This window comes from Euryhalocaulis sp., assembly GCF_013911995.1.
Taxonomy (GTDB): domain Bacteria; phylum Pseudomonadota; class Alphaproteobacteria; order Caulobacterales; family Maricaulaceae; genus Euryhalocaulis; species Euryhalocaulis caribicus.
On the sequence record NZ_JACESD010000004.1, the window covers coordinates 25,303 to 48,652 of the forward strand.

The 23,350-nt window shown below is 62.6% G+C and carries 26 protein-coding genes; 10 read left to right on the plus strand and 16 right to left on the minus strand.

Annotated elements, in window-relative coordinates; translation table 11 throughout:
- The first annotated feature begins 71 nt into the window (after positions 1 to 71).
- Positions 72 to 965 carry a 1-acyl-sn-glycerol-3-phosphate acyltransferase gene (locus H2040_RS01720; RefSeq protein ID WP_287153844.1) on the plus strand — a complete coding sequence of 298 codons (894 nt, stop codon included), beginning with the start codon at positions 72 to 74 and terminating at the stop codon, positions 963 to 965.
- Here the strand turns inward: H2040_RS01720 and H2040_RS01725 are convergent.
- From H2040_RS01725 to H2040_RS01755, 7 genes are all read right to left on the minus strand, one after another.
- Complete coding sequence (locus H2040_RS01725; protein WP_287153847.1) at positions 962 to 1,915, minus strand: AprI/Inh family metalloprotease inhibitor; 954 nt, start codon at positions 1,913 to 1,915, stop codon at positions 962 to 964. The two genes, H2040_RS01720 and H2040_RS01725, sit on opposite strands and share 4 nt — an antisense overlap.
- A 67-nt stretch (positions 1,916 to 1,982) precedes the next feature.
- A complete protein-coding gene (arsB, locus tag H2040_RS01730; RefSeq protein WP_287153849.1) occupies positions 1,983 to 3,053 on the minus strand; it encodes an ACR3 family arsenite efflux transporter in 1,071 nt (356 codons plus the stop codon).
- A gap of 8 nt (positions 3,054 to 3,061) precedes the next feature.
- A complete protein-coding gene (locus tag H2040_RS01735; protein WP_287153851.1) occupies positions 3,062 to 3,502 on the minus strand; it encodes an ArsI/CadI family heavy metal resistance metalloenzyme in 441 nt (146 codons plus the stop codon).
- Positions 3,502 to 3,864, minus strand: a complete 363-nt coding sequence (locus H2040_RS01740; RefSeq protein WP_287153854.1) for an ArsR/SmtB family transcription factor — start codon at positions 3,862 to 3,864, stop codon at positions 3,502 to 3,504. The genes H2040_RS01735 and H2040_RS01740 overlap by 1 nt, the downstream gene beginning before the upstream one ends.
- A gap of 5 nt (positions 3,865 to 3,869) precedes the next feature.
- Positions 3,870 to 4,376: an arsenate reductase ArsC gene (locus H2040_RS01745; RefSeq protein WP_287153856.1), complete on the minus strand. Its 507-nt coding sequence runs from the start codon at positions 4,374 to 4,376 to the stop codon at positions 3,870 to 3,872.
- Positions 4,377 to 4,483: 107 nt separating this feature from the next.
- Positions 4,484 to 5,023 carry a hypothetical protein gene (locus H2040_RS01750; protein ID WP_287153857.1) on the minus strand — a complete coding sequence of 180 codons (540 nt, stop codon included), beginning with the start codon at positions 5,021 to 5,023 and terminating at the stop codon, positions 4,484 to 4,486.
- Positions 5,024 to 5,112: 89 nt separating this feature from the next.
- On the minus strand, positions 5,113 to 6,249 hold the full coding sequence (locus H2040_RS01755) for a serine hydrolase domain-containing protein (protein WP_287153859.1): 1,137 nt from the start codon (positions 6,247 to 6,249) through the stop codon (positions 5,113 to 5,115).
- A 111-nt stretch (positions 6,250 to 6,360) separates the two neighbouring features.
- Between H2040_RS01755 and H2040_RS01760 the strand changes: the two genes are divergently transcribed.
- The 6 genes from H2040_RS01760 (at position 6,361) to H2040_RS01785 (ending at position 11,457) form a co-directional block, all read left to right on the plus strand.
- The gene (locus H2040_RS01760; protein WP_287153861.1) at positions 6,361 to 6,777 is read left to right on the plus strand and encodes a DUF1330 domain-containing protein; all 417 of its coding nucleotides are present in this window, start codon (positions 6,361 to 6,363) and stop codon (positions 6,775 to 6,777) included.
- A 76-nt stretch (positions 6,778 to 6,853) separates the two neighbouring features.
- Positions 6,854 to 7,249 (plus strand): hypothetical protein, encoded by a 396-nt coding sequence (locus tag H2040_RS01765; RefSeq protein ID WP_022696406.1) that lies wholly within the window; start codon positions 6,854 to 6,856, stop codon positions 7,247 to 7,249.
- A 268-nt stretch (positions 7,250 to 7,517) separates the two neighbouring features.
- Positions 7,518 to 7,736: a cold-shock protein gene (locus H2040_RS01770; protein WP_022696407.1), complete on the plus strand. Its 219-nt coding sequence runs from the start codon at positions 7,518 to 7,520 to the stop codon at positions 7,734 to 7,736.
- 179 nt (positions 7,737 to 7,915) lie between these two features.
- Entirely contained in the window at positions 7,916 to 8,305 is a 390-nt protein-coding gene (locus H2040_RS01775; RefSeq protein ID WP_287153864.1) for a VOC family protein, read from the plus strand.
- Positions 8,306 to 9,165: 860 nt separating this feature from the next.
- On the plus strand, positions 9,166 to 9,507 hold the full coding sequence (locus H2040_RS01780) for a hypothetical protein (protein WP_287153866.1): 342 nt from the start codon (positions 9,166 to 9,168) through the stop codon (positions 9,505 to 9,507).
- A gap of 102 nt (positions 9,508 to 9,609) precedes the next feature.
- Positions 9,610 to 11,457: an ATP-binding protein gene (locus H2040_RS01785; RefSeq protein WP_287153869.1), complete on the plus strand. Its 1,848-nt coding sequence runs from the start codon at positions 9,610 to 9,612 to the stop codon at positions 11,455 to 11,457.
- Positions 11,458 to 11,559: 102 nt separating this feature from the next.
- Here the strand turns inward: H2040_RS01785 and uvrB are convergent, their stop codons facing one another.
- The gene (gene uvrB / locus H2040_RS01790; RefSeq protein WP_287153870.1) at positions 11,560 to 13,665 is read right to left on the minus strand and encodes an excinuclease ABC subunit UvrB; all 2,106 of its coding nucleotides are present in this window, start codon (positions 13,663 to 13,665) and stop codon (positions 11,560 to 11,562) included.
- 144 nt (positions 13,666 to 13,809) lie between these two features.
- Between uvrB and H2040_RS01795 the strand changes: the two genes are divergently transcribed.
- A complete protein-coding gene (locus H2040_RS01795) occupies positions 13,810 to 14,355 on the plus strand; it encodes a hypothetical protein (RefSeq protein ID WP_287153873.1) in 546 nt (181 codons plus the stop codon).
- 158 nt (positions 14,356 to 14,513) lie between these two features.
- Positions 14,514 to 15,011, plus strand: coding sequence for a DUF2937 family protein (locus H2040_RS01800; RefSeq protein ID WP_022696412.1), 498 nt, complete (start codon positions 14,514 to 14,516; stop codon positions 15,009 to 15,011).
- A gap of 10 nt (positions 15,012 to 15,021) precedes the next feature.
- Here the strand turns inward: H2040_RS01800 and H2040_RS01805 are convergent, their stop codons facing one another.
- The 8 genes from H2040_RS01805 to H2040_RS01840 form a co-directional block, all read right to left on the minus strand.
- Positions 15,022 to 15,672 (minus strand): 2OG-Fe(II) oxygenase, encoded by a 651-nt coding sequence (locus H2040_RS01805; RefSeq protein WP_287153876.1) that lies wholly within the window; start codon positions 15,670 to 15,672, stop codon positions 15,022 to 15,024.
- A gap of 44 nt (positions 15,673 to 15,716) precedes the next feature.
- Positions 15,717 to 16,976, minus strand: coding sequence for a mechanosensitive ion channel family protein (locus H2040_RS01810; protein ID WP_287153878.1), 1,260 nt, complete (start codon positions 16,974 to 16,976; stop codon positions 15,717 to 15,719).
- A 116-nt stretch (positions 16,977 to 17,092) separates the two neighbouring features.
- Positions 17,093 to 17,695: an energy transducer TonB gene (locus tag H2040_RS01815; protein ID WP_287153880.1), complete on the minus strand. Its 603-nt coding sequence runs from the start codon at positions 17,693 to 17,695 to the stop codon at positions 17,093 to 17,095.
- Between the two features lie 91 nt (positions 17,696 to 17,786).
- A complete protein-coding gene (locus tag H2040_RS01820) occupies positions 17,787 to 18,740 on the minus strand; it encodes an energy transducer TonB (protein ID WP_287153882.1) in 954 nt (317 codons plus the stop codon).
- Between the two features lie 50 nt (positions 18,741 to 18,790).
- Positions 18,791 to 19,699, minus strand: coding sequence for an energy transducer TonB (locus tag H2040_RS01825; RefSeq protein ID WP_287153884.1), 909 nt, complete (start codon positions 19,697 to 19,699; stop codon positions 18,791 to 18,793).
- A gap of 70 nt (positions 19,700 to 19,769) precedes the next feature.
- The gene (locus H2040_RS01830) at positions 19,770 to 21,146 is read right to left on the minus strand and encodes a deoxyribodipyrimidine photo-lyase (protein WP_287153886.1); all 1,377 of its coding nucleotides are present in this window, start codon (positions 21,144 to 21,146) and stop codon (positions 19,770 to 19,772) included.
- A gap of 46 nt (positions 21,147 to 21,192) precedes the next feature.
- The gene (locus H2040_RS01835; RefSeq protein WP_022696419.1) at positions 21,193 to 21,588 is read right to left on the minus strand and encodes a DUF3775 domain-containing protein; all 396 of its coding nucleotides are present in this window, start codon (positions 21,586 to 21,588) and stop codon (positions 21,193 to 21,195) included.
- A gap of 60 nt (positions 21,589 to 21,648) precedes the next feature.
- Positions 21,649 to 22,677 (minus strand): threonine aldolase family protein, encoded by a 1,029-nt coding sequence (locus tag H2040_RS01840; protein WP_287153890.1) that lies wholly within the window; start codon positions 22,675 to 22,677, stop codon positions 21,649 to 21,651.
- A gap of 127 nt (positions 22,678 to 22,804) precedes the next feature.
- Here H2040_RS01840 and H2040_RS01845 point away from each other — a divergent pair, with 127 nt between their 5' ends.
- Positions 22,805 to 23,317, plus strand: a complete 513-nt coding sequence (locus tag H2040_RS01845) for a fasciclin domain-containing protein (protein WP_287153892.1) — start codon at positions 22,805 to 22,807, stop codon at positions 23,315 to 23,317.
- Positions 23,318 to 23,350 lie beyond the last annotated feature (33 nt).

Below are 23,350 nucleotides of genomic sequence, written 5' to 3' on the forward strand. Positions count from 1 at the left end.
CTTGGACGGCGCGGCGCCAATCGCGGCGCTGCGCTTGCGCAGCGCAGGCAATCGATCCCATCTTCGCTGGCATGACAACTGAGCCGATTCTCACCCCGCCCGAGGACTCCGCGTTCGAGCGGCGCCCCGATGACAAGCCGGGCGGCGAGGTGGTGGAAGAATTGCTGCGACAGCGCGCCAGGGGCTGGATGGACGACTGGTCATGGCCGCTGGTCCGGCCGCTTCTTTACAAGCTGCTGGGCTATGACCGCGCGGTGGAGATGGCCGACGCCCTGCACCACATGCACGGGGTCGAGGCGATCCGCTGGGTCAGCGGCATTCTGGACATGGATCTGGACCCGGTGCGCGCCGACCGTATACCGGAAACCGGGCCGGTCTTTATCGTCTCCAATCATCCGACCAGCATCGCGGATGGCGTAGTGATCGACGACCTGGTCCGGCCTGTCCGGAACGACCTGGTCTATTTCGCCAATTCGGACGCGTTTCGCGTGGCCCCGCGCTTTGACGAGTTTCTGATCCCGGTGGAGTGGGAAGCCCACAAGCGCAACCGCCGCAAGACCAAGGAGACGCTGCGTCTTTCCCTGCAGGCGCTGGAGCGCGATGCGGCCATCGTGATTTTCCCGGCGGGCCGCATCGCCAAGTATCGCGACGGCGAATTGCGCGATCCGGCGTGGGAGCCGACGGCGGTGACGCTGGCCCGGCGCAAGGGCGCGCCGATCCTGCCCGTCCACATGACGGGCCGGTCATCGCGCCTCTACTATCTGGCCGACAAGGTCAGCGAGCCGTTGCGCGACATGACGCTGTTCCACGAAATGCTGGTGCGGAAGGGACGGCAATCCCGCGTCACCTTCGGCCCGCCCATCCAGCCGGAACAGCTGAAGGGCGAGCCGGAGGACGTAACCCGTCGTCTGAAGGATTATGTCGAGAAGGTCCTGCCCGAAGACCCGGACGCGGCGTTCGTCTAGCGCCGCATCTGGATCGCTTCGCCGCGGTCGGTCTGGCCTTCCCAGCTATTGCGCCCGGTCTGGCGCAGCGAGGCTTTCACCTTGTTGAAATTGTCCGCCAGCTTCAGTTCGCCATCGCTGACAAACCACTGCTTGGCGAACATCACCTGTCCGGGGCAACCGGCCGGGGCGTTCACCGCGTTCGGCTTCCGGGACGCATTGTCCGTGTCGGGACGCGGGAATTCCACGGTGCAGTTGGACCAGCTGTCGGGCTTGCTCATCCGCCAGCTTCCATAAAGGTCTTCCGGGTCGAAATCATAGCGCGGCGTATCGTTCCAGTCGCCACCCGGCGTGTCGGAGCGCGATGTCATGGAAAGCGTGTAAGTCTGGCCGTCCGGGCCGCGCCCTTCATAGCGTTCATTGCTGGTGCGCCGCCCGCTCCACGCCGTCGCGGCGCCGTCATATAGGCGCAACTCGCCCGAGCTTGTGTTCATCTGATAGCTGCGCACGCCCAGCCACTCGCGCGGGCAATCGGCGCCCGGCGTCGCATAGCGGCCGCTGCCGCTGGAGACCTGATATTCGTGCAGGGTCACGTGACAAAGCGTCGATCCCGACCGGGAGATTGCATAGCGCCATTGCCGGTCGCCTTGCGGCGTCCCCGATGACTGTTGCGGCTGCGCGCCGAACAACGCGCCCAGGAACTCGCCCAGCGCCTCGTCGGCGTTCTGGTTCTGGCTGCGATTCTGGTTGGCGACCGCAGAGCCCGAATTCTGCGCCGTGTTGAACGAAAAGCCGCCCGACGATCCGCCGGACCGCGAAGATGATTGCGTATTGCTGGTGGACCGCGTTTCCGTGCCGGTCATGCCGCCGAAGCTGACCGGTTTTTCTTCCGTGGTCGTAGTTGTTGTCGTGGTCGTCTGCGCCGCGGCGCCCGTCGCCAGCAGCGCGGTCATGACAATCGTGCGGATCATGGTTTGCCCTCCCCAGTGCCCCATTTCAGTGATCAGGGGAGGGTTTTTCACCAGACCGCGCCTCTTGTCACCCCGGAAAATGGCTTTTTGTCCGGTTTGCAATCGCCACAAGGGACAGCATAACTGGCACCTCCACCAGCACGCCGACCACGGTCGCCAGCGCGGCGCCGGAGTTCAGGCCGAAAAGGCTGATCGCCACCGCCACGGCCAGCTCAAAGAAGTTGGACGTGCCGATCAGGGCGCAGGGCGCGGCGATGGAGAACGGAATCCGCCACAGCCAGGCCGCGCCATAGGCAATCACGAAAATTCCGTAGGTCTGGATCAGCAGCGGGACCGCGATCAACGCGATCAGGAAGGGGCGTTGCAGGATCACCTCGCCCTGAAACCCGAAAAGCACGATGACCGTGGCCACCAGACCCAGCATGGAAACCGGCTTTAGCCGCTCTGTATAGGCGGCAAGACCGGCTTCCGCCTTCTCCGTGGTTGCGGCGCGCCGAAAGAAAATACGCCGTGTCAGCGCGCCCGCGGCCAGCGGGGCCAGCACATAAAGCCCGACCGATAGAAGCAGGGTGTCCCACGGCACGGCAATGTCGGTCACGCCCAGCAGGAAGGCCGCGATCGGAGCGAACGCAAAGATCATGATGACGTCGTTCACCGACACCTGCACCAGCGTGTAGGCCGGGTCGCCGCGCGTCAGTTGCGACCAGACGAACACCATGGCGGTGCATGGCGCCACGCCCAGCAGGATCAGCCCGGCGATATATTGCGTGGCGTCGTCGGGTGGAATGAAACCGGCGAAGACATAGCGGAAGAACAGCACGCCCAGCGCCGCCATGGTGAAGGGCTTGATCAGCCAGTTCACCGCCAGCGTCACGATCAGCCCCTTCGGGCGGCGCCCGATTTCATGCAGGCTGCCGAAATCGACGGCCACCATCATGGGATAGATCATCGCCCAGATCAGCACCGCCACGACGAAATTCACCGAAGCGAATTCCAGCTCCGCCAGAAAGCCGAACAGGGCGGGCGCCAGATAGCCGAGTGAAACTCCGGCCACGATGCCAAGCCCGACCCAGACCGACAGCCATTTTTCGAACAGCCCGATGCCGCCGGGCGCGTCCCCGGCGTTGTTCTTGCTCATGTCAGCCATCAGCCGCAGCAGACCTTGGCGGTTTCGCCGTTTTTGGGTCCGGCGGCGCGGGGCGCGCGATCTTCGCCGAAGCTCTCATCCTGCTCATGCGTGACGAACAGCTCCCAGGCGATGCCGTCTGCATCGACAGTCCATTCCTTGTCGGATTTGGCGTAACAGCAATGCGCATCCCGGTCGGCGCTCAAGGGGGCGTCGACATCGCGCAAACCGGCCGCCAGCGCGTCCAGCTCCTCCTCGCTATCCAGCTGGATGCCCAGATGGGAAATTTCGCCGGGTTTTCCGTCCCGTGTCGTGATCGCGAAATTCAGTTGCGGATCGTCCAGCAGCCATTTGGCGTAATCGTCCTTCACCAGAACCGGCGCGGCGCCGAACAGGGCGGAATAGCGGGTAATGGCGGCGGTCAGGTCGCTGACGCCGACATGGATATGGGTGCGTTTCATCAGCAGGCTCCGTTTTTGTCAGTTTCACAGCCGGCGGCGGCCAGACAGGCCAGCGCCGGGGCGCTGGTCTCGCGGTCCAGCCGGCAACAGTCTTCCAGCAGAAAGGCGGTCAGGCCGCGCATGGCGGTCAGATCGGCGCGGTAGATGATCGACCGGCCCTCGCGGCGCGACAGCACAAGGCCCGACGCGGTGAGGGTCGAAAGATGCGCGGACATGGTATTTTGCGGCACGTCCAGTCGGCGCGCGATTTCGCCGGCGGGAAGACCCTCCGGCTCGGCCTTCACCAGCAGGCGGAAGGCCTCAAGCCGCGTCTCCTGGGACAGGGCGGAAAAGGCGGCCAGGGCGGCTCGCGTATCGGTCATTCGGCTCATCCCCCGTCTCCTATTTCGTCCAGACGCGTTTTCAGCGCCATCCGGTCGAGGCTGCGCAGCGGCAGGTTCACAAAAGCCGATATCCGGTTGTTCAGTTGCCGATAGGCCTCCGCAAACGCCTGGCGTTGCTCGGCCTCGGATCCGCCGCTGGCCGCGGGGTCGGGAACGCCCCAATGCGCCGTCATGGGCTGGCCCGGCCAGACCGGGCAGGTCTCCCCGGCGGCGTTGTCGCAGACGGTGAAGACGAAATGCATTTCTGGCGCGCCATCGCCCGCGAATTCTTCCCAGCTCTTGGAGCGTAGATCCGCTACGTCATGGTTCTGGTTGCGCAAGAAATCCAACGCATAGGGGTGAACTTCGCCCCTGGGCGAGGATCCGGCGGAAAAGGCGCGAAACTGGCCCCGACCTTCGCGGTTCAGGATCGCCTCGGCCAGAATCGACCGCGCCGAGTTGGCGGTGCACAGGAACAGGGCATTGAACGGGGCGTCCTTGTCGGCGGGCATGGCGAAAGCTTTCGACTATAGATTCGATATATCCAGATATATGGAAATATAATTGTGCGTCAATCCGGCGGTCTGTCAGCGCGGCTCAAAACATTCTTTGGTCAGTGTCAGGGCGTGATGCGCGCGTACTCGATGACCCAGCGGTCGGTCCATTCGGCGCCGGGTCCAGTCTTGCCCTGCCAGCGCCAGGTCAGGGAGTCTTCGGTGACGTCCTGCCAGATCATGCGCAGATAGGGGGTGTCGTCCGAAAGACGCGCCAGCTCCAGCGCAAAGGCGTGATCTTCGCCTTCGGCCGGGCCGCCGACCAGATCGTAATAGCCGCCCTGATCGTCGACCCAGGTTTGCCGCCAGGACTCGATGGTGCGGTCATAGGTGGAAACGCTCATCCCCTCGAATTCCATTTCGGGGGAGGAGAATTCCTCATAGATAACGCAGCCGTCATATTCGCGGCTGATGGAGTTTGTGCCGCGCCCCTTGGACCCGTCGGCCTTGTCCCAGCTCAGCGACCAGTCGCCGATCCAGAAATCCAGCTGCCGGAAGGCCGGGTCTTCGCAGCCAGGCGGCGGTGGCGGGGCGGATTGCTCCTCCTGCGCCAGCGCGGGCGCGGCGAGGATGGCGAAGGCGCAGGCGGTAAGCAGAAGGCGCATGATCAATCCCCACATTGACGATTTGCGGCAATCAGCCTGCGCCGCCGCCGTGCGCTTCGTCAAATGAGCATTTGTTCAGGCCCGCGCCATCAAAGCGCGCCATAGAGCGCCCGGATGATGCGCCGCGGCCGCTCGTCGCCGACCAGCACGCGGCCTTGCTGGTTCATCACGTAGGCGGCGGCGATTTCGCGCTCCGGATCGCCAAAGGCGCAGGAGCCGCCGAAGCCGTAATGCCCCGCCGCCTGTTCACCCGGTCCGAACCAGTCCGCCTCGTCCGGGCGGTTCAGTGTCAGGCCGGCGGCCCAGGCGATATCGAAGGGCAGCACGCGGTCAGGGCCGTGGATGCGTTCTTTCGTCATGGCCGCGAACGTCTCGTCCGACAGCACGCCTGTGCCGCCCAGCCGGCCGCGCCGGGCGATCAGGTTCATGAATTCGGCCAGCGAACGCGCCGTGGCGTGGCAGTTGGCGGCCGGGAATTCGGATTCCCGCCACGCCGCGGAGCCGCGGCGGCCGGGGGAGGACCAGGGCTGCAGGAAGGCGGCGCGGGTTTCCGGTCCGACCTTGCCGAAATCGGGATAGCCTTTGGGCTTCTCCATGGCGGCGACGCGTTCATGCTCGGCCTCCGGCGTGCCGATGATCAGGTCGAGGCCGTTCGGTTCGGCGAAATCCTCGCGCAGGATGGTTCCGATGGTGCGGCCGTCTGACCGGCGGGCGATTTCCTGCGCGATGATGCCGAACGTGATGGCGTGGTAGCCGGACTGCGTTCCCGGTTCCCAGAACGGCTGCTCGGCCGCCAGTTTTGCCGCGATGCCGTCCATGTCGAACCAGTCGGCGGGATCCATTTCTTCGCGGAAGCCGGGCACGCCCGCCTGATGGCTGAGCGCCTGGGCGATCGTGATTTCGCCCTTGCCGTGTTGCGCGAAGTCCGGCCAGAGATCGGCCAGCGGGGCGTCGTAATCGATCAGGCCGCGTTCGGCTAGCGAGGCGATAACCAGCGCGGTGACCGCCTTGCCGGTGGAGAAGACCGGGGCGAGCGTGTTTTCGCTCCACGGCTTGTCGACTTTCGTGACCGCGGTTCCGGCCCAGATATCGATGACTGTCTCGCCGCCCGCTTGCGCGGCAAAGCTGGCGCCGGCCTCCAGCCCATCCTCGAAATTCTTCGCGAAAGCCTCGGCGGCGGGTTCGAAACCGGGGGCGACATGGCCCTTTATGTCGATGCTGCTCATGGGCAGGGTCTTGGCCGCGCGCGCTGGCGGCGTCAATGCGCAACGCGCCCATTTGCAGCGCCGCCTGCCGCCGCTAGGCTCTCGCCCCATAAAAGACGAGGGAGAGCGGAGATGACCGGACATGTCGATCCCGAACGCGCGGCGTTCGAGGCGTTCAAGGACCTGCCGCGGGACGAGCCGATCCACATGCTGAACCTGGTCCGGTTCCGCGACGCCGCGGAATACGAGGACGGCCGCAGCGCGACCGGGGCCGAGGCCTATCGCGAATACGGCAAGGAGAGCGGGCCGGTCTTCGCGCGGGTCGGCGGGCGCATAGCGTGGGCCGGGCGGCCGGACAACATGCTGATCGGGCCGGAGACGGAGAGCTGGGACGCCGCCTTCATTGCCGAATATCCCAACGCCTCCGCCTTTCTGGAGATGGTCACCGATCCGGACTACCAGAGAGCTGTGAAGCACCGGCAGGCGGCGGTGGCGGATTCCCGCCTGATCCGCATGAAGCCGCGCAGCACCGGCGGAGAATTCGGCTAGGTCTTTTCAATTTTATATTTGCAGCCCGCCCGGCGCGGCTATAATCGCGCCGCTTGGCCGGGGAGGGCTGCAAACAATGTTCAAGGTCGACAAGCTTTTTATCCTGTTCGGTATTCTGGCCGCGCTGGGCGGCATGGGGCTGGGCGAGCATATGGGCGCGTCCGGGGATCTGACGCAGCGGGTGACGCATGTTCACGCACTGGCGCTGGGCTGGATCGGGGCGTTCCTGTTCGGCCTCTGCTATCGCGCCTGGCCGATGCTGGCCGGGTGGATGGCGTGGGCGCACCTGGCGCTGCACGGGGTCGGGGTGACGGTGATGCTGTCCATGCTGTTCCTGATGTTCGGCGGCGGATTGCCGCCGCAGACGGCGGGTCCGGTTCTGGGCGTCTCGGCGCTGGCGATCATGCTGGGCGTTGTGCTGTTCGCCATCAATTTCCTGATGCGCGCCGGGCGGGAAACCGCCGCCGCCTGAGCCATAAGTAATTCCGCTTGGCCGGCCGGCGCGAAAAATGTATATAGACCCCGAGCGTAAAGGGCGTGACGGCCCGGCGGAGCCATTAAGTGCCCGCCTGTTCCCGGCGAACGGGACCGGCGGTTGAGACAAAAACCTCTTTCCCCACACCGACACATAACTTGCGCGTACCCTGCGGCGGGGCTTTCGCCGTAATTGAAAGCAGGTCCGAACCATGGGCATGAGGCCCGATGCGGATTTGCATGCTTATCAGGAAAGAGACCTTACAATGGCTTCACACACCGGCACGGTGAAATTCTTCAACACCTCCAAGGGCTTCGGCTTCATCACGCCGGACGGCGGCGAGAAGGACGTGTTCGTTCACATCTCCTCTGTCCAGAATTCCGGCCTGCCCGGCCTGGCGGACGGCCAGCGCGTGTCCTTCGACACCGAGCCTGACCGCCGCGGCAAAGGTGACCGCGCCATCAACCTGGAAATGGCCGAGTAACGCCAGCTGGCGTTTCTCGCGCATTCCAGCGCGATAAAAATTCGAGACGGGGCTGGCGGAAACGCCGGCCCCGTTTCTTTTTGCGCCGCCATTGCCGCCCGTCTTCAAAATTTAACTTGCGAACCGCGCCCGTTCTGGAACAAATGCGGAACACAAAACCAAAGCGAGGAGACGCCCCCATGATCGGATATGTCACGCTCGGGACCAATGATCTCGAGAAGAACGCCAAATTCTATGACCACCTCCTGAAAGAGCTCGGCGATTACGGCCGCATGATGGAGGACGAGCAATTCGTCGCCTGGGGCGCGATGAACCAGCCGGGCCTCGGCCTGACCACGCCGTTCGACGGCAAGGCGGCCAGCGTCGGCAACGGCGTCATGGTGGCGCTGGAGGCGCCGGACACCGACACGGTCGACCGCGTCCACGCCAAGGCGCTGGCGCTGGGCGGACAGGACGAGGGCGCGCCCGGCCCGCGCGCCATGCCCGGCTTCTATGCCGGCTATTTCCGCGACCTCGACGGCAACAAGCTCAATGTCTTCTGCATGACCGGCGACGGCCAGGCGGCTTAGGCGGCGCGCTTCACCCTCGCCCCCGCGAGGGGGAGAGGGTTTTGAGCGCCCAAGGCGCGTGAGCGGCCTGGCTTTGCGCGAAAGGGTGAGGGGGCTTGTTGAACCCGTGTGCTCTATCCTGCCCGCCATCCCCTCACCCATTCAGCCGGCCAAAACCTTTGGGCTTTGGGGCTTCATTGCCCTCTCCCCTTCTAAAGGGGCGAGGGGACTGTTTCTTTCGTCAGCTCAATCTTTGAACGCCTCTGTCTCCGTCGCCTTGTGGCGCGGAGCTTGGACCCTCCGGTCAAGCCGGAGGGCGTGGGCGGGGAGGGTGCGGCGCGTCGGTGAGGGGACGCCGGGAACCGTATGTGTTTTCGTTTCGCGCCACCTCTGACGCGCCGCGGCGGCGTTTGCGGAGGGCGGGAGTCGCCTCGACCGGCCTCTCCATCCGCATACCCGTCAGAGTCTTAATAGCCAGGGCATTTCAGCCTCAGACTGGCGCCTGACGGAGCGCAAAGGTCCTTCCCGTTCCGGCTGGAATGCGGGCGGTCGCCTTAAAGCCGCCGTCTCCATCGGGCCGGAAGCCGGGCCCGGCCCCCTCCCCATGACGGAAACGGGCAGGAGTATAGCGGCGGCCAAGGCGCCTTGGATGAAAGGGGGCGTTTGCGCGGTGGCGGCGTTCCTTCTCCCCTCGTGGGAGAAGGTGGCCGGCAGGCCGGATGAGGGGGCGTATGAGGTTGATCCGCAACGGGGTTGGGTTTGTTAGACGCCCCCCACCCCTTGATCCCCTCCCCACGAGGGGGAGGGGAGGTGTTTGGGGAGTTTCCGTCTGATAATTGCCCATTCATCCCCGGCGGGCGGAACGGGGTTATGCTTGGCGCATGACGACACCGACGAAACGCCGGACGCGCGGGCGCAAGCGCGCGGAGAGCAAGCGGGCCGACCTTACATGCGCGCTGGGGCAGGGGGTGAAGGCGGCGGTGAAGGCCGGGCGGGCGCGGGAGGCGGCGCAGCTGGCGGACGCGCTCGCCCGCCATCGCGCGGCCCGGTCCGAGGCGGCCGCGGCCCGCCGCCTGCGCCATGAGCGCTCCCCCGAACGCCGGGCCGAGGAACAGGCCCTCAAGGAGAAATTCAACCAGGAGGTCGACCGCCTTGTCGAACAGAGGATCCGCGAGCGGTTAGCGGCGAAGGGCGTCGATCCGCGACCGTTTATAAGGGGCTAAGAGTAAAACTAAATATTGTTACACGACACTTTGACGTAGGGAGATGACCGCGCCAAAGTTGCCATCAATTCCGTTTCCATTGTCAGCCTGACAGGCCAACATATGCAGATCAAACTTAGCGTTTCATCAAAATCTCTCAAGCCATTTGAGATTGATCTCCCAAGGTTAACTATCCTTACAGGGAAAAATGGTTCCGGAAAAACCCACTTACTAAAAGCAATCAAGGGCCGAACCGCTAAGGCGATACTCAATGATGAGGAGATACACTCGATAGCTTTATTTGATCAAAGTGAATTCTCTGGAAACCTAAGCACACGAGAAACCCAAAAAATCTACCAAACACTCAGAACGCTTGAGCAGGCGATAATTAAAATAAAAGAATATGTAGAGTTAATTCGATCGTCGACTAAGAATTATCATTCTTATATGAATGAGCCGCTTACTATTCAGAATAAATTAGATTTTGACTATGATTCGGTCGCGCATGTATTTTTCAAGGCGGCAAAAGAATTATCATCGAACGAAAATTTCTACGACAATGGTGTGTCTACTTTCGATGTTATATTATATTTATCAAAGCCTACGATTTCCGTTGATAACGAGGCGCTCGTCCTGAAAACAGAGATAGGTTTAATATATAGAGCTTATGATATTTGTCGTGAATTTGTAAGATCTACTGAACGCTGGGCATTTGCGGTAAAGCAAGGGGATTTGAACGAAGAGTATATAGATAAGGACATGGAAAGCATATCTTTGGAGAGGTTTGAAGAGTCCTATGGCCCGCCGCCTTGGGAGCGAATTCAACAATCTTTGTCTGAGGTGGGGTTGGAATTATCGTCCAGTCATAAGGAAGTTGTCGCGGGAGGGGCCTTTAAGTTTAAGGGCGTGGGGCAAAGCTCTGTAGATATAGAAAATCTTTCTAGCGGTGAACGAACCTTGCTTGCACTTGCTATATTTTTATTTCAAAAAACATATAACGTATCATTCCCAAGTTTGATTTTATTAGATGAGGCGGACGCATTTTTACACCCAACATATTCTAGAAAAATGATAGATATAATGGAGCAACTAATAAAGGATAATAATAATATCCACATTGTTCTTGCTACGCATTCCATAGCGACAGTGAGTTTTGCGCTCCCCGAAAACCTTTTTCTGATGGACTATGATAAAAGGGTCCCTGTCGCTTCAGATCGCCATACAGCACTTAGCAGGTTAACAGACGGTGTGCCGTATTTTAAGGTGTTCACTGATGATGACATTTCTGTAGTATGCGAATCTTTTAAGGATAAAGAATTTTACGAATTATTGTATGCGAGCCACTTCTGGTCAGAAGGCTATGCGGGTCTACCGAAATTAAATTACATAGCTCTTTCAAGTAAATCTTCTAGAGAGGGGGTTATTGATGTAGTTCGGTTGATAAGAGGTAATGGCATAGATTCAATCGTTGGAATAATTGACTATGACAATAACGAATTTCATGAAAAAAGTATTTATATATCAGGGGCGGGGGAACGCTACACGCTAGAAAACTTTTTATTGGATCCGTTGATACTGGCTTCTTTAGCACGATCCGAGGGTTACGGGGCTGCTGGTCTGGATGTTGGTGAAATTGACAATTACATGCTAACTGCCGATTATATTTCTAATAATGCGCAGTTTATAGTAGATAGCATTTGCAAAAGGATAGCTGACGAGTTTGAAATAGTGTCAGAAGGGGCACAAAATATTGAAACGCTGAATGGTTTGAAATACTCTTTACCAAAGTGGTTTGTGGAAATGCCTGGACATATCCTCGAACAGCGCCTCGTTATTATCTTTAAGTGTTTGAAAGGTGTTAAGGCCAGTTCAAATAGCGTGGATATTGATAAATTGGGTAGGAAGGTTATCCACCAACACAGAGGCCTGCTTTCGAAAAAGCTAATCGATTCGGCTTTATTACGAGCATGACGCTTTAAACCACATCCCCAGCACTTCCGCCTGTTCCAGCTCTTGATCTGGTCGCGGCCTTTCGTGACGTGCCCTTCGGGCGCTCCTTAGGGTTTAACAGGATCAAACGACGTCCCCCAACACCTCGGCCTGTTCCAGCTTCTTGATTTGATCCCTGTATTTCGCGGCGTCCTCGAATTCGAGGTTTGAGGCGGCTTCGCGCATTTTCTTCTCGAGGTCCTTGATGACGGCCTGGAGATTGTCGCCGGGTTTGTAGGCCTCGGCGTCCTCGGCCATGCCGGGGAGGGATTTTTTGACGGTGACGGAATCCTTCTCATAGACGCTGTCCATGATGTCGGCGATGTTGCGCTTGATGGATTGCGGGGTGATGCCGTGTTCGGCGTTGAATTCTTCCTGCTTCTCCCGCCGGCGGCTGGTCTCGGCCATGGCGCGCTCCATCGAGCCGGTGATGTTGTCGGCGTAGAGGATGACCTTTGAGTCCACGTTCCGGGCGGCGCGGCCGATGGTCTGGACCAGCGAAGTCTCGGAGCGCAGGAAGCCCTCCTTGTCCGCATCCAGGATGGCGACGAGGGCGCATTCGGGGATATCCAGCCCCTCGCGCAGCAGGTTGATGCCGACCAGCACGTCGAACGTGCCAAGGCGCAAATCGCGGATGATCTCGATCCGCTCCACCGTATCGATGTCCGAATGCATGTAGCGGACCTTCACGCCCTGCTCATGCATGTATTCGGTCAGGTCCTCGGCCATTTTCTTGGTGAGGACGGTGATGAGGGTGCGGTAGCCCTTCTCCGTGGTTTCCTTCACCTCGGCGATGACGTCATCCACCTGTGAGAAGCCGTCCTTCGAGACGGGGCGGACCTCCACGGGCGGGTCGATGAGGCCGGTGGGGCGGATCACCTGTTCGGTGAAGACGCCGCCGGTCTGTTCCAGCTCCCACTTGCCCGGCGTGGCGGAGACCGAGAGGGTCTGCGGGCGCATGGCGTCCCACTCCTCGAACTTCAGGGGGCGGTTGTCGAGGCAGACGGGGAGGCGGAAGCCGTAATCGGCCAGCGTCTTCTTGCGGTTGAAGTCGCCCCGGTACATGGCGCCGATCTGCGGGATGGCGACGTGGGATTCGTCGACGAAGACCAGCGCGTCCTCCGGCAGATATTCGAAGAAGGTGGGGGGCGGCTCGCCCGGCTGGCGGCCGGTGAGATAGCGGGAATAGTTCTCGATGCCGGGGCAGGAGCCGGTGGCCTCGATCATCTCGATATCGAACTCGGTGCGCTGTTGCAGGCGCTGGGCCTCCAGAAGCTGGCCGTGCTGTTCGAACCAGGCGAGGCGCTCCTTCAGGTCGCGCTTCATCTGCTGCACGGCCTGATTCAGGGTGGGGCGCGGGGTGACATAGTGGGAGTTGGCGTAGAGCTTCACGCCCTCCAGCTCCGTGTAGGCGCGGCCCGTCAGCGGGTCGAACTCGGAGATCTTGTCGATCTCGTCGCCGAAGAAATCGATGCGCCAGGCGCGGTCGTCCATATGGGCGGGCCAGACCTCCACCACGTCGCCGCGCACGCGGAAGGTCCCGCGCCCGAAGGCGGCGTCGTTGCGCGTGAATTGCAGGGCGACGAGGTGCTGGATCAGTTCGCGGGGGTCGATGCGGTCGCCCGCCTTCACGGTGCGCGCCATGCCGGCGTATGTCTCCACCGCGCCGATGCCGTAGATGCAGGAGACCGAGGCGACGACGATGACGTCGTCCCGCTCCAGTATGGCGCGGGTGGCGGAGTGGCGCATGCGGTCGATGGCGTCGTTCCGGGACGAGTCCTTCTCGATATAGGTGTCGGTGCGGGGGACGTAGGCTTCCGGCTGGTAATAGTCGTAATAGGAAACGAAATACTCGACCGCGTTGTCCGGGAAGAAGGACTTGAACTCGCCGTATAGCTGGGCGGCGAGGGTCTTGTTGGGGGCGAGGATGATGGCCGGGCGCTGCACCGCCTCGATCACCTTGGCCATGGTGAAGGTCTTGCCCGAGCCGGTGACGCCGAGGAGGACCTGGTCCTGCTCATGGGCGTTCACGCCGGCCACCAGCTCCTTGATGGCGGCGGGCTGGTCGCCCTTGGGCTCGAACTCGCTGACCACCTTGAAGCGCTTGCCGCCCTCCGATTTCTCGGGACGGGCGGGCTTGTGCGGGACCCAGCGGGCGGCCGGGTCGTCGAGCTGGAAGTCTTCGGACATGGCGGTGAAATTAAGGGCTGCGGGCCCGAATTTCGAGACTCCATCCTGCGCTTTGGTGTAAAATGCGCGGCATCGGGAGCGTGGACGCCGCGCCATCCCGGCGCCGCGCCGCCCTCCCACGATAAAAGAGTGGGGAGTGAAGACATGATGCGTATTGCACTTTATGCGGGCGCCGCCGCCCTGATGGCCGCCCCGGCAATGGCCAATCCGGACGAGATGAAAGAGGACAAGGCCGCCGGCTGGACCGAGGCCGACGCCGAAACCTGGGCCGGCGACATCGTCGGCGAATGGGACGGCGAATATTCGCGGCTGGACAAGGAGTCCGGCGAGTGGGTGGACGGGACGGAGTCGGTCTCCGTCGTCGACGCCGATGACGGCCTGGTCACGGTCACCGTGCACGCCGACGGCGCCGAGGCGCCGATGGGCAGCTGGACCATGAGCTACCACGAAGACGGCATGACGGTGGTCGATTCCGAGGGCGAGGAATCCATGTCCTGGCTGCAGAGCTGGGATGTCAGCGAGGACGGCTGGACGATGGTCACCAAGGACAAGGGCGAGGAGTATTACTCCAAGGTCTGGCACGCCAAGACCGGCGATACGATGGAGCGGAAAGTGAAAGTCCGCCCGGCCGGCGACGAGGACGCCGAGTGGACGGAAGTCTACAAGGCCAGCTACACGCCCGCCGAGTAGGCGCGGCAGACAACGGGATCGGGCCGGGGCTTTTGAAAAGGCGCCGGCCCTTTTCTTTTGCGATAGTGTGCGTGCGCCGCAACTTCGCGTTATGATCGGCGTTAACGGGGTGTTGATCATGAAGCGCGCGGCCACGCGCGCGGCAAGGGCGGGGACAAATGGCGACCAAGACTTTCATCACCATCATGGCCGCGGCCGGGGCGCTGGGCGCCTCCCAGGCGCCGGAGCTGGGCCAGCAATACACCCAGCGCGTCGGCGGCGCCGCGGACGAGCTGGAGGCCGTGGTGCAACGGTTCGACGCGGATGCCGCGCAGGGCGGGCTGGACCGCAACCAGGCGCTGGACGAATATAATACCGGCAGCAATTTCGTGCAGGGGCAGGGTGGCCGGATGCGGGAAACCGTGGCGCGCTACGAGTATCTGCGGAACCTCTATGCCGAGCTGCGCAATGCCGGACCGTTCGAGCGCACCTGGATCATCATGCGCCACCCGGACCGGGAGATCCTTGGCCGCACGGTGGAGGACTACAAGCCGGCCGTGCCGACCACCACGGACGGCGCGGCGCATGCCGGCGCCGGGGCGGGCGTGTTCGGCGCGATCGGGGCGTTTATCGCCTTCCTGTTCGGCGGGATGGGGCGGCGCAAACGCTACGCCTGACGCCGCGCCTTCAGATGGCGGCCAGCGGGGTCTCCCGCACCACGGTCTGATTGACCCGCCACCAGGCGGCGACGGCCAGGCGCGGATGGCGCGTCTCGGCGACTTCGTGCTCGGTCTCCTCTGACAGCATCAGGACGGCCGAGGCGAAGGCGGGATCCACGGAGACGGGCGTTTCGTCCTCATAAACGATCAGCTGGCCGCCCCAGTCCGTGTCCCATTCCGGGTTCAGATAGAGGACCAGCGAGACGACGCGGTTGCGGGCGCCGCGGAAGCTGTCGCGGTGGCGGCCATAATAGCCGCCCTCCGGATAGAAGGCGTAGCAGGCCTCGAACTCCAGCAGGCCCAGATAGAGGCGGCGGTTCAGCTCCAGCCGCAGGGCCTCGGCCCGGGCGAGGAAGGCCGATTGCGCCGGGTCCCCGCCGTCAAGCCAGGCGAGGCGGCATTGGCGGACCGAGCGGTCGAGGGTGAAATCGCCCTCCCGCCCGACGCCGGCGGGCGCGTCCTCTTCCGCCATGAAGCGGGCCAGCGCGTCTTCGCGAAGGGCGGCGCAAAGCTCCGCCCCGAACCAGCCATCGGCGCGCGCCCAGCCCTTTCCGGCCAGATCGTCAGCCATGGCGGTGAGGGCGTTATCGCCCGGCGGGATGGGTGCAATCGCGTTCATCGGCGCGCGGCTATGCGCCCGAACACGCCCCCGCGCAAGCGGTTTCAGCCTTCGCCGCCGCCCGGTTTCCCGCCATCGGTCACCGGCATGGAGCCGGAATTGGCGGCGGAAGCGCCAAATTCCCGCGGGTCCACGCCCGAACCGTCCGGCGCGGAGAAATGGATGGTGCGGGTCGGGAAGGCAAAATCCAGGCCCTCATCGGCGAATTTCCGGAACAGCTTGAACGTGATCGCCTGATGCGTATTGCGGTATTTCACGAAGTCGGGGGAGAGCACGTAATAGACCGCCTGATAGATCAGGGCGCTGTCGCCAAAATCGATGAAGTGGGCGCGGTCGAACCGCACGTCTTCCTGAGATTCGATGGCCTCTTTCAGCATTTCCGGGATTTTCTCCGCCTTGTCGGGCGGGGTCTGATAGGTGACGCCGACATTGAAGAAAATGCGCCGTTCGCTCATCTGCCGGTAATTGCGGATCATGGTGTCGAGCAGCTTGGCGTTGGTGACGATCAGCAATTCCGCCGTCAGGGAGCGGATATGGGTGGTGCGCAGGCCGATCTTCTCGATCGTGCCCTCGGTGCCGTCGAAATCGATGAAGTCGCCGCGCTCGAACGGCTTGTCGAAGATGATCGAGAGTGCGGCGAACAGGTCCGAGAAAATGCCCTGCGCGGCGAGGCCGATGGCGAGGCCGCCGACGCCGAGACCGGCAAGCAGCGGGGTGATCTGGATGCCGGCGTTCTGCAGCAACAGCAGGAAGGTGAAGGCCACCACGACGACATTGATGATGACCGTGACGACCGAAATGGCGTTGGCGAGCGTTGTCGGGTCGCCTTCCTTCCCGACGCCGGCGCGGCGCTGGACAAAGGCCAGCGCGAATTTACGGATCCACAGCGCGGCCTGAATGATGAGCGCGATGCGGAAGATCACGGTCAGCGCGCCGGAGGCCGGGTCCGGCAGGCCAAGGAAGGGCGAGGCGGCGACCAGGCAGGCTATCAGGATGAAAAAGGAATGGGTCGAGTTGAGGACGCGGCCGATGATCTTGCGCCAGGCCAGATCGGGCACTTTCTTGCCGCCCTTCAACAGGCCCGCCACGACGGAGCGCAGCAACCGAAGGATGACAAACGCCCCGACGGCGACGCCGATGACCAGCATCTCTTCCTGACCGATGCCGGTCACCCAGTCGGTCAGGGAAACGCCGACTTCCTGCAGGCTTTCCGTGACATCGGTGAAGGTTTCCCCGGCGCTTTCAACCGGTTCGCCTTCCTGTCCGCCGGAATCATCCTGTTGCTGAGTGGGCATGGTCTGCATGGCGGCGTCCCCCGTGGAATAAAAAACGACCGCCAAGCTTGCGCATGGCGGCCGGGAAGTGAACCGTCCGTCCGATAAATTTCAGCGACGAACGGCGGGAAAGGGACGGTGGGAGATCAACCGTCCAAGTCGAAAAGGATGCGCGTCTGGACGCCGCGCATCACCACGGGCGCGCCATCACGCACGCCGGGATTGTATTTCCAGCCCTCGACGGCGCGTTCCGCCGATTTTGCAAAGACTGCATCCGTGCAGGCGGCGCGGATATTCATGGGCGCGCCATTCAGCCCGACATCGAAGACAAGATCGCAATGGCCTTCCTTACCCGCCTGGCTGGCGCGCGGGGGATAGGATGGCGGGATGCGGACGATGGGCTGCGGGTTCTGGTCGATGTGGATCGGGCCGGTCTCCCCGCCCTCAATGGTCAGGCTGAAGGCCGGAACGATGCCCGCGACTTTGTGCTCCGGCGCCGTTGGCGTGACTTTTGTTTCCGTTTCAAACCGCTTCGGCGCGGGGGGAGGCGAAACAAATTCCGGTTCAGTGCGAACGGGTTCTTTAATATCAGGCGGCGGTTTCTGGAAGATATCGACCTTCTCGCGCACTTCCGGTTCCTCCACCGGAATGGCCCCGATGGCGATGAGGCCGCGCATTCCGATGAAAAGGAGAATGGCTATGCCGGCCGCGGCCGGAACGCCTAAGGCGAAACGAAGCATGGCGGGCATAAGCGAATCCTCCCTGATCGGTTGTTGACGCGCACGTTAGCACACGTCATGCGGGAGGTCTTTGTGCGGCGCCGAAGGGCGATCCGGATTGTTACTTTGGCCTGTTTTGGTTGAGCATGCGGCGAGAACCTTCTGACATGGTGTAGTTCAGACGGGTTTTGACGCCTTTGCGGGGTTTGAGCTTCCCTCCCTCGATACGGGGCAGGTAGCGCCACTTCTTCACCGTAGAAACGGACATGTCCTTGAAAACCTCCGACGAACATTCCGCGGAAATATTTTCGGTTTCGCCGCGAGGGTTCACGCCAAAGGTCATATCGCAATAACCGCTTCGCTCTTGCATCGCCGCGCGGTCCGGATAAGCCACGGCTCTGCGGAAAAGAGGTTCGGCGTCCATGTCCGGCACGTTCATCAGTGCGGTGGTTTCATCCTCAAACCGGCTGATCAGCGCGTCCAGTTCGGCGGTTTTTTCTTCAAGAACCAGCAAGGCGATAAGAATTTTCAGATGTTCGAGGCGATCCGGATGGTCGATTTCAGCGAGCGGACGCGCATAGGCCAGCGCATGATCGAATTCGTCTTTGAGCAGCCATTCGCGCGTTAGCCAGAATAAGGCGGGCGCAGCGGCAGGCCCCGGATTTTGCCAGGCGGCGACATGGCCGGCCAATGCCTGCCTATTGTCTTCCTCAATCCAGACATCCGCGATTCCACCCATGATGGCGTCATGTTGCCCGGGCGTGGCTTCGCCGGTCTCCAGCGCGGCGCGCCAGTCCGTCGCGGCCGCCTTGTGATTGCCCGCACGGCGATTGGTGTTGGCGCGGATTAGCAAGACCTCGAACCGCTCCACAGGGCGAAGATCCAGCGCGAGCACCTGATCGAGATAGTCTATCGAGCGGTCATACTCGCCCGCCTCGGCCGAGGCGTTGGCCGCCCCGACGAGATCGTTGAGTTGATCGGCCACGTTTTGCTGTGCGGCGGCAGCGGCGACGGGGAGGCAAACTGAAACCAAAACCGCGCAGAACACTAAGCAAAGCGGCCTTGAGAGGTTCATTCGGAGTCTCCCTGTGAGGTAGCCGATCTGGAGAGTGATCAACTCAAGCCTTAATCCTGCATGTCATAGGTCAGGCGGGTCTGGATGCCGTATCGGGGCTCTGTGTTGCCATCGACGATCTTTGGCAGGTAGAGCCACTTCTCCACGGTCTTGATCGAGGTCCGTTCGAAAATCTCTTTCGTGCAATCCGCACGAATATTTTCCGTCTCTCCGCGGCGGTTTACGTCGAACGTCATGTCACAGGCGCCTTCGCGGCCCCACTTGGCCGCCTGATAAGGATACTGAACGGCGATCCTGACCGCCGGGGAGGCGTCGGCGTCCGAGACGCTGAGGATCTCGGTGCATTGTTCCTCGAAACGGCTGATGAGGTTCTCGATTTCGCCGTCACGCCCCTCCGCCGTGAGCAGGAAGAGCATCAGGCGCAGATATTCCATGTGGTTGGGTGAGTTGCTGTAGTTCACGAGCGGGCGCGTGTAGTCCAGCGCATTGCCGAACTCGTGGTCGATGGTCCAGGTCTTGGCGAGGTAGTAAACCGGGGCTTCGCTGGGCGGTTGTTCGAGCGGCCAGTTGTCGATGATTTCCTCGACGCGTTCACGCTCGTCGGCCTTGACCCAGAGCGCCGCCGTGGCGTTGAGGATCGCGTGTTGCTGGGCGAGCGTGGCCTCTCCGGTGTCCAGAGCGGCCCGCCAGTCCTGCGCGGCGAGCTCGGTGTTTCCGGCGGCCTTGTAGGCGTTTCCGCGCATCAGGAGCACTTCGAACCGCTCCACGGGACGCAGCTCCATGTTGAGGAGCTGGCCGAGATACTCTGCCGCAGTCTCGTGATTTCCGGATGCGGTCGCCTTGTCGGCGGCGCCGAGCAGCGCGTTCATGCGCTCGGCGTCATCCTGCGCGGCGCTTGCGGCGCTGACGCACAGCAACAAGGCGGCGAGTATGGCGAATGGCGCATTCCGGTATGTCATGATCAGGACCTTCCCTTAGTCGGCCTGCAGTTTCGCCGAAGGGGCGGGGAAGATCAATCTGGACGGGTAATCAGGAAAACAAATCGCCGTCCCGGACGCGTGTGACGTAGGCCTTCACGTCGAAGCGGCGTTTCAGGGCGGCGTCGGTGAAGGGGCGGACCTTGCCGATGACGGCGCGCTCCTGAAACGGACGGTCGTGGCGGCCGAAGGCCCAGGCGATGTTGGAGAAGCTGTTGGGGTCGCGGCCGTCCAGAAAATACTTGTTGTTTAGATAGAGCGCGGTCTCGTGGGCGTATTCCGGCGTGTTGGTCCAGTCCATGATCCGCTTCACCCAGTACATGCGGACGTGATTGTTGAGATAGCCGCGCTCCACCATCTCGGTCATCGCCGCGTTCCAGATATCGTCATGGGTGTCGGCGGCCTCCATCTCCTCCCGCGTATAGATATGGGGGCGGTCGTCGGGGCGGTGGGCTTTCAGCGTGGTTTGCGCCCAGTCGGGGACGGCGCCGGAATACTTGTCGTAGTCCGGGCAGTAATTGACGAAATTGATGGAGAGCTCGCGGCGGACGATCATCTCCTCCAGAAAGGACCTCAGGCCCTCGCTCTGCGGGGCGATGGCGTTCTTGCACTTCAGGGCGATCTCGACCGGGGAGAGACTGCCGAAATGGAGATAGGGGGAAAGGCGGGAGGCCGCGCCGTCATGCGGGACGGAGCGGCGGTCGGCGTAATCCGCCAGATTGTCGTCGATGAAGGTGTTGAGGAGGCGCTGGCCGGCTTCCTCGCCGCCGGTGAAATCGCTGACCGGTTTGACGGCGCGGTCGAGCTTCAGCCTGTCCAGCACGCCTTCCCAGTCTGACGCGTCCAGACCCTCCAGCCCGCCCAGCGTGAGGGAGGATTTGGACGGGGAGGGGATGCGCATTTCCTGGATGAAATCGTCGCGCCGGTCATTGATCTTGCGCCGGATGGTGCGGGCCGCGCTTTCCAGCTTGTCGGAGGCGGTCTCGACCGGGACGACGATGTCGGATTCCACCTGTATGGCCTGGACGCCGGCTTTTTCGCCGACCGTGTCGCGCCAGGCTTTCTGGTGCGCGGTGTAGCCGCGGTCGCAGATGACGAGACAGGCGTCCTTGGCCAATTCCAGCGCCACATCGGCCGGGTGGCCGTGGCGCAGGACAAAGCGGATGCCCTTGTCTTTCAGGTTCGCGGCGACGTCCGCCAGGCCCTGAAGCATGAAGGCGTAGTGGCGGGCATTGGCCTCAGGGTAGTCGTCCATGACGCCAAAGCCCACGACCACCGGCTTCTCCAGCTTTTCGGCGCGGGCGATGGCCTCGGACAGGGCGTGGTTATAGCGGGTGCGCATGGACGCCTGCATCCAGTACAGGACATAGGCGCCGTCCGCGTTCGCGGGCTTGTCGTTCAGGCTCTTGAGGCGTTCGTCTTCAACCATGGAAGGCGAAGATGGGTTTTGCCGCGCGCCTGTCCAGTTCGGAGTTTCAGAATTGGCAGGGCTGGCCGATGGCGGCGAGGCCGTTGGCGAGATGATCGCCCAGTAGCGGCTCGTTCAGGAGATAGTCGATGGTCGAGCCGTCCTCGCGTTCGGCGGCCTGTTTCTTGACCGCTTCGAACTCTTCGCCCTCGAAATCGCCGCGGCCGATCCAGAACAGGGCGACCAGTTCGCGCTGCTCCTCATGGTTCATGGCGCCGATTTCGGACCGGATGACGCTCTCGATGGAATCGGCGGGCGTTTCTTCCAGCGTCTCCTTGTAGGGGACGTCGCCGGCGTCGGTGTCGGAGGGGTTGGAGCCTTCGGTGATCGGCTCCTGCGATTTGCCGTCGAACTGGCGGACCTGAAGAATAAGGCCGCAGACGGTTTCGGGATTGAGTTCCATGATCTTGCCTCTCGCTCTGGCGTATCGGGGAGTTGCCCCCTTCAACGCGCGAGGCGGCGATCAGGTTCGCGCAGCGTCCAGCAGGGCGGTGATTTCGTCCTCCGTGGTCGCCCATGAGCAGACGAAACGGCAGACGCGGTCGCCGCCCAGCGGGTAGAAGGCCGCGCCCTCGCCCTGAAGGCGGTCGATCACAGGCTGCGGCAGGCGGGCGAAGACCAGATTGCCCTCTACCGGGTGGACGATTTCCGCGCCGTCGATGGCGGCAAAGCCCTCGGCAAGCGCCCGGGCGCTGGCGTTGGCGCGGGCGGCGAGGGTCAGCCAGAGGCCGTCCTTCAGCATGGCGAGCGCCTCGGCCGAGGTGAAGCGGGTCTTGGGCGGCATCAGGCCGGCGCGCTTGCGGCGGGCCTCCAGCTCCCCGAATTTCGCGGCGGTCTCACCGAACAGGATGACGATTTCGGCGCTGATGCCGCCATTCTTGGTGAAGCCGAGCGAGAGCGCGTCCACGCCGGCGCGCCAGCTCATCTCCGCCGGAGACGCGCCGGTGAAGGCCAGCGCATTGGCGAAGCGCGCGCCGTCCAGATGAACCGAAAGGCCGTCGGCTTTCGCGGCGTCGGCGCGGGCGGCGACGGCCTCCGCGCTATAGGCCGTGCCGAATTCGGTGAGGTTGGAAACGGAGAGGGCGAAAGCCGGGCACTCGTGGACAAAGTCCGGGTTGCGATGGGCCAGCGCCGCTTCCAGCGCGGGCATGGCGATGCGGCCGTGGTCGCCTTCGAGAAGCTGCAGCTTGGCGCCGCCGGTGAAAAATTCCGGCGCGCCGCGCTCATGCTCGTGAATATGCGCCGCCTCATGGCAGAGCACGGCGCCGTGGCCGGGGGTGAGGAGGCTGAGCGCCAGGGCGTTGGAGCCGGTGCCGGACGTTACGACCGTGGCGGCGAGATCGTCCGTCTCGAAAATCTCCCGCAGGCGCGCGCGCAGGGCTTCGGTCCGCGCGTCATTGCCGTAGCTGGGCGCGGGACCGGCGTTCGCCTCCGCCATGGCGGCGAGGACATCCGGGTGCGCGGGGGCGGCTGTGTCAGAGGAAAAGTTCATGGGAGATAGAGCGATTTCTGGCTGCGTCGATACGGCGGTTTCACATAATCCGGAGCGCATCCGGACTGCGTATAGGGACGCGGGTACGGGGGGAAAGCAACCCACCCAAGCAACGGAGTTTGATACAATGAAACGCATCTTCGCAGCCGCCGCCACCGCCGCCCTGCTGAGCGCCGGCGCGGCCCATGCCGACCATCACGGCGGCAAAGACAAGTCCGCCTCCATGGAAGAGAAGCAGAACATCGTCGACACGGCGGCCGCCACCGGCCAGTTCGAGACTCTGCTGGCCGCCGCGCAGGCCGCGGGCCTGGCCGAGACGTTGGCCACGGGCGGCCCGTTCACGGTGTTCGCGCCGACGGACGAGGCCTTCGCCGCGCTGCCGGACGGCACGGTTGAAGACCTGCTGAAGCCGGAGAACCAGGATCAGCTGCAGAGCATCCTTCTGCTGCACGTCGTGGACGGCAAGACTTGGTCCAAGGACCTGGACGGTCAGGAGCTGACCGTGACCGCCAAGAATGGCGGCGACCTGATGATTGACGGCACGGACGGCGTGACGGTCAACGGCATTGATGTCGTGAAGGCCGACGTGAAAGCCTCCAACGGCGTCATCCACGTCATCGACGAAGTGATCCTTCCGTAAGCCTTCCCCAAGCGCTTTTCCGGAAGGGCGCTG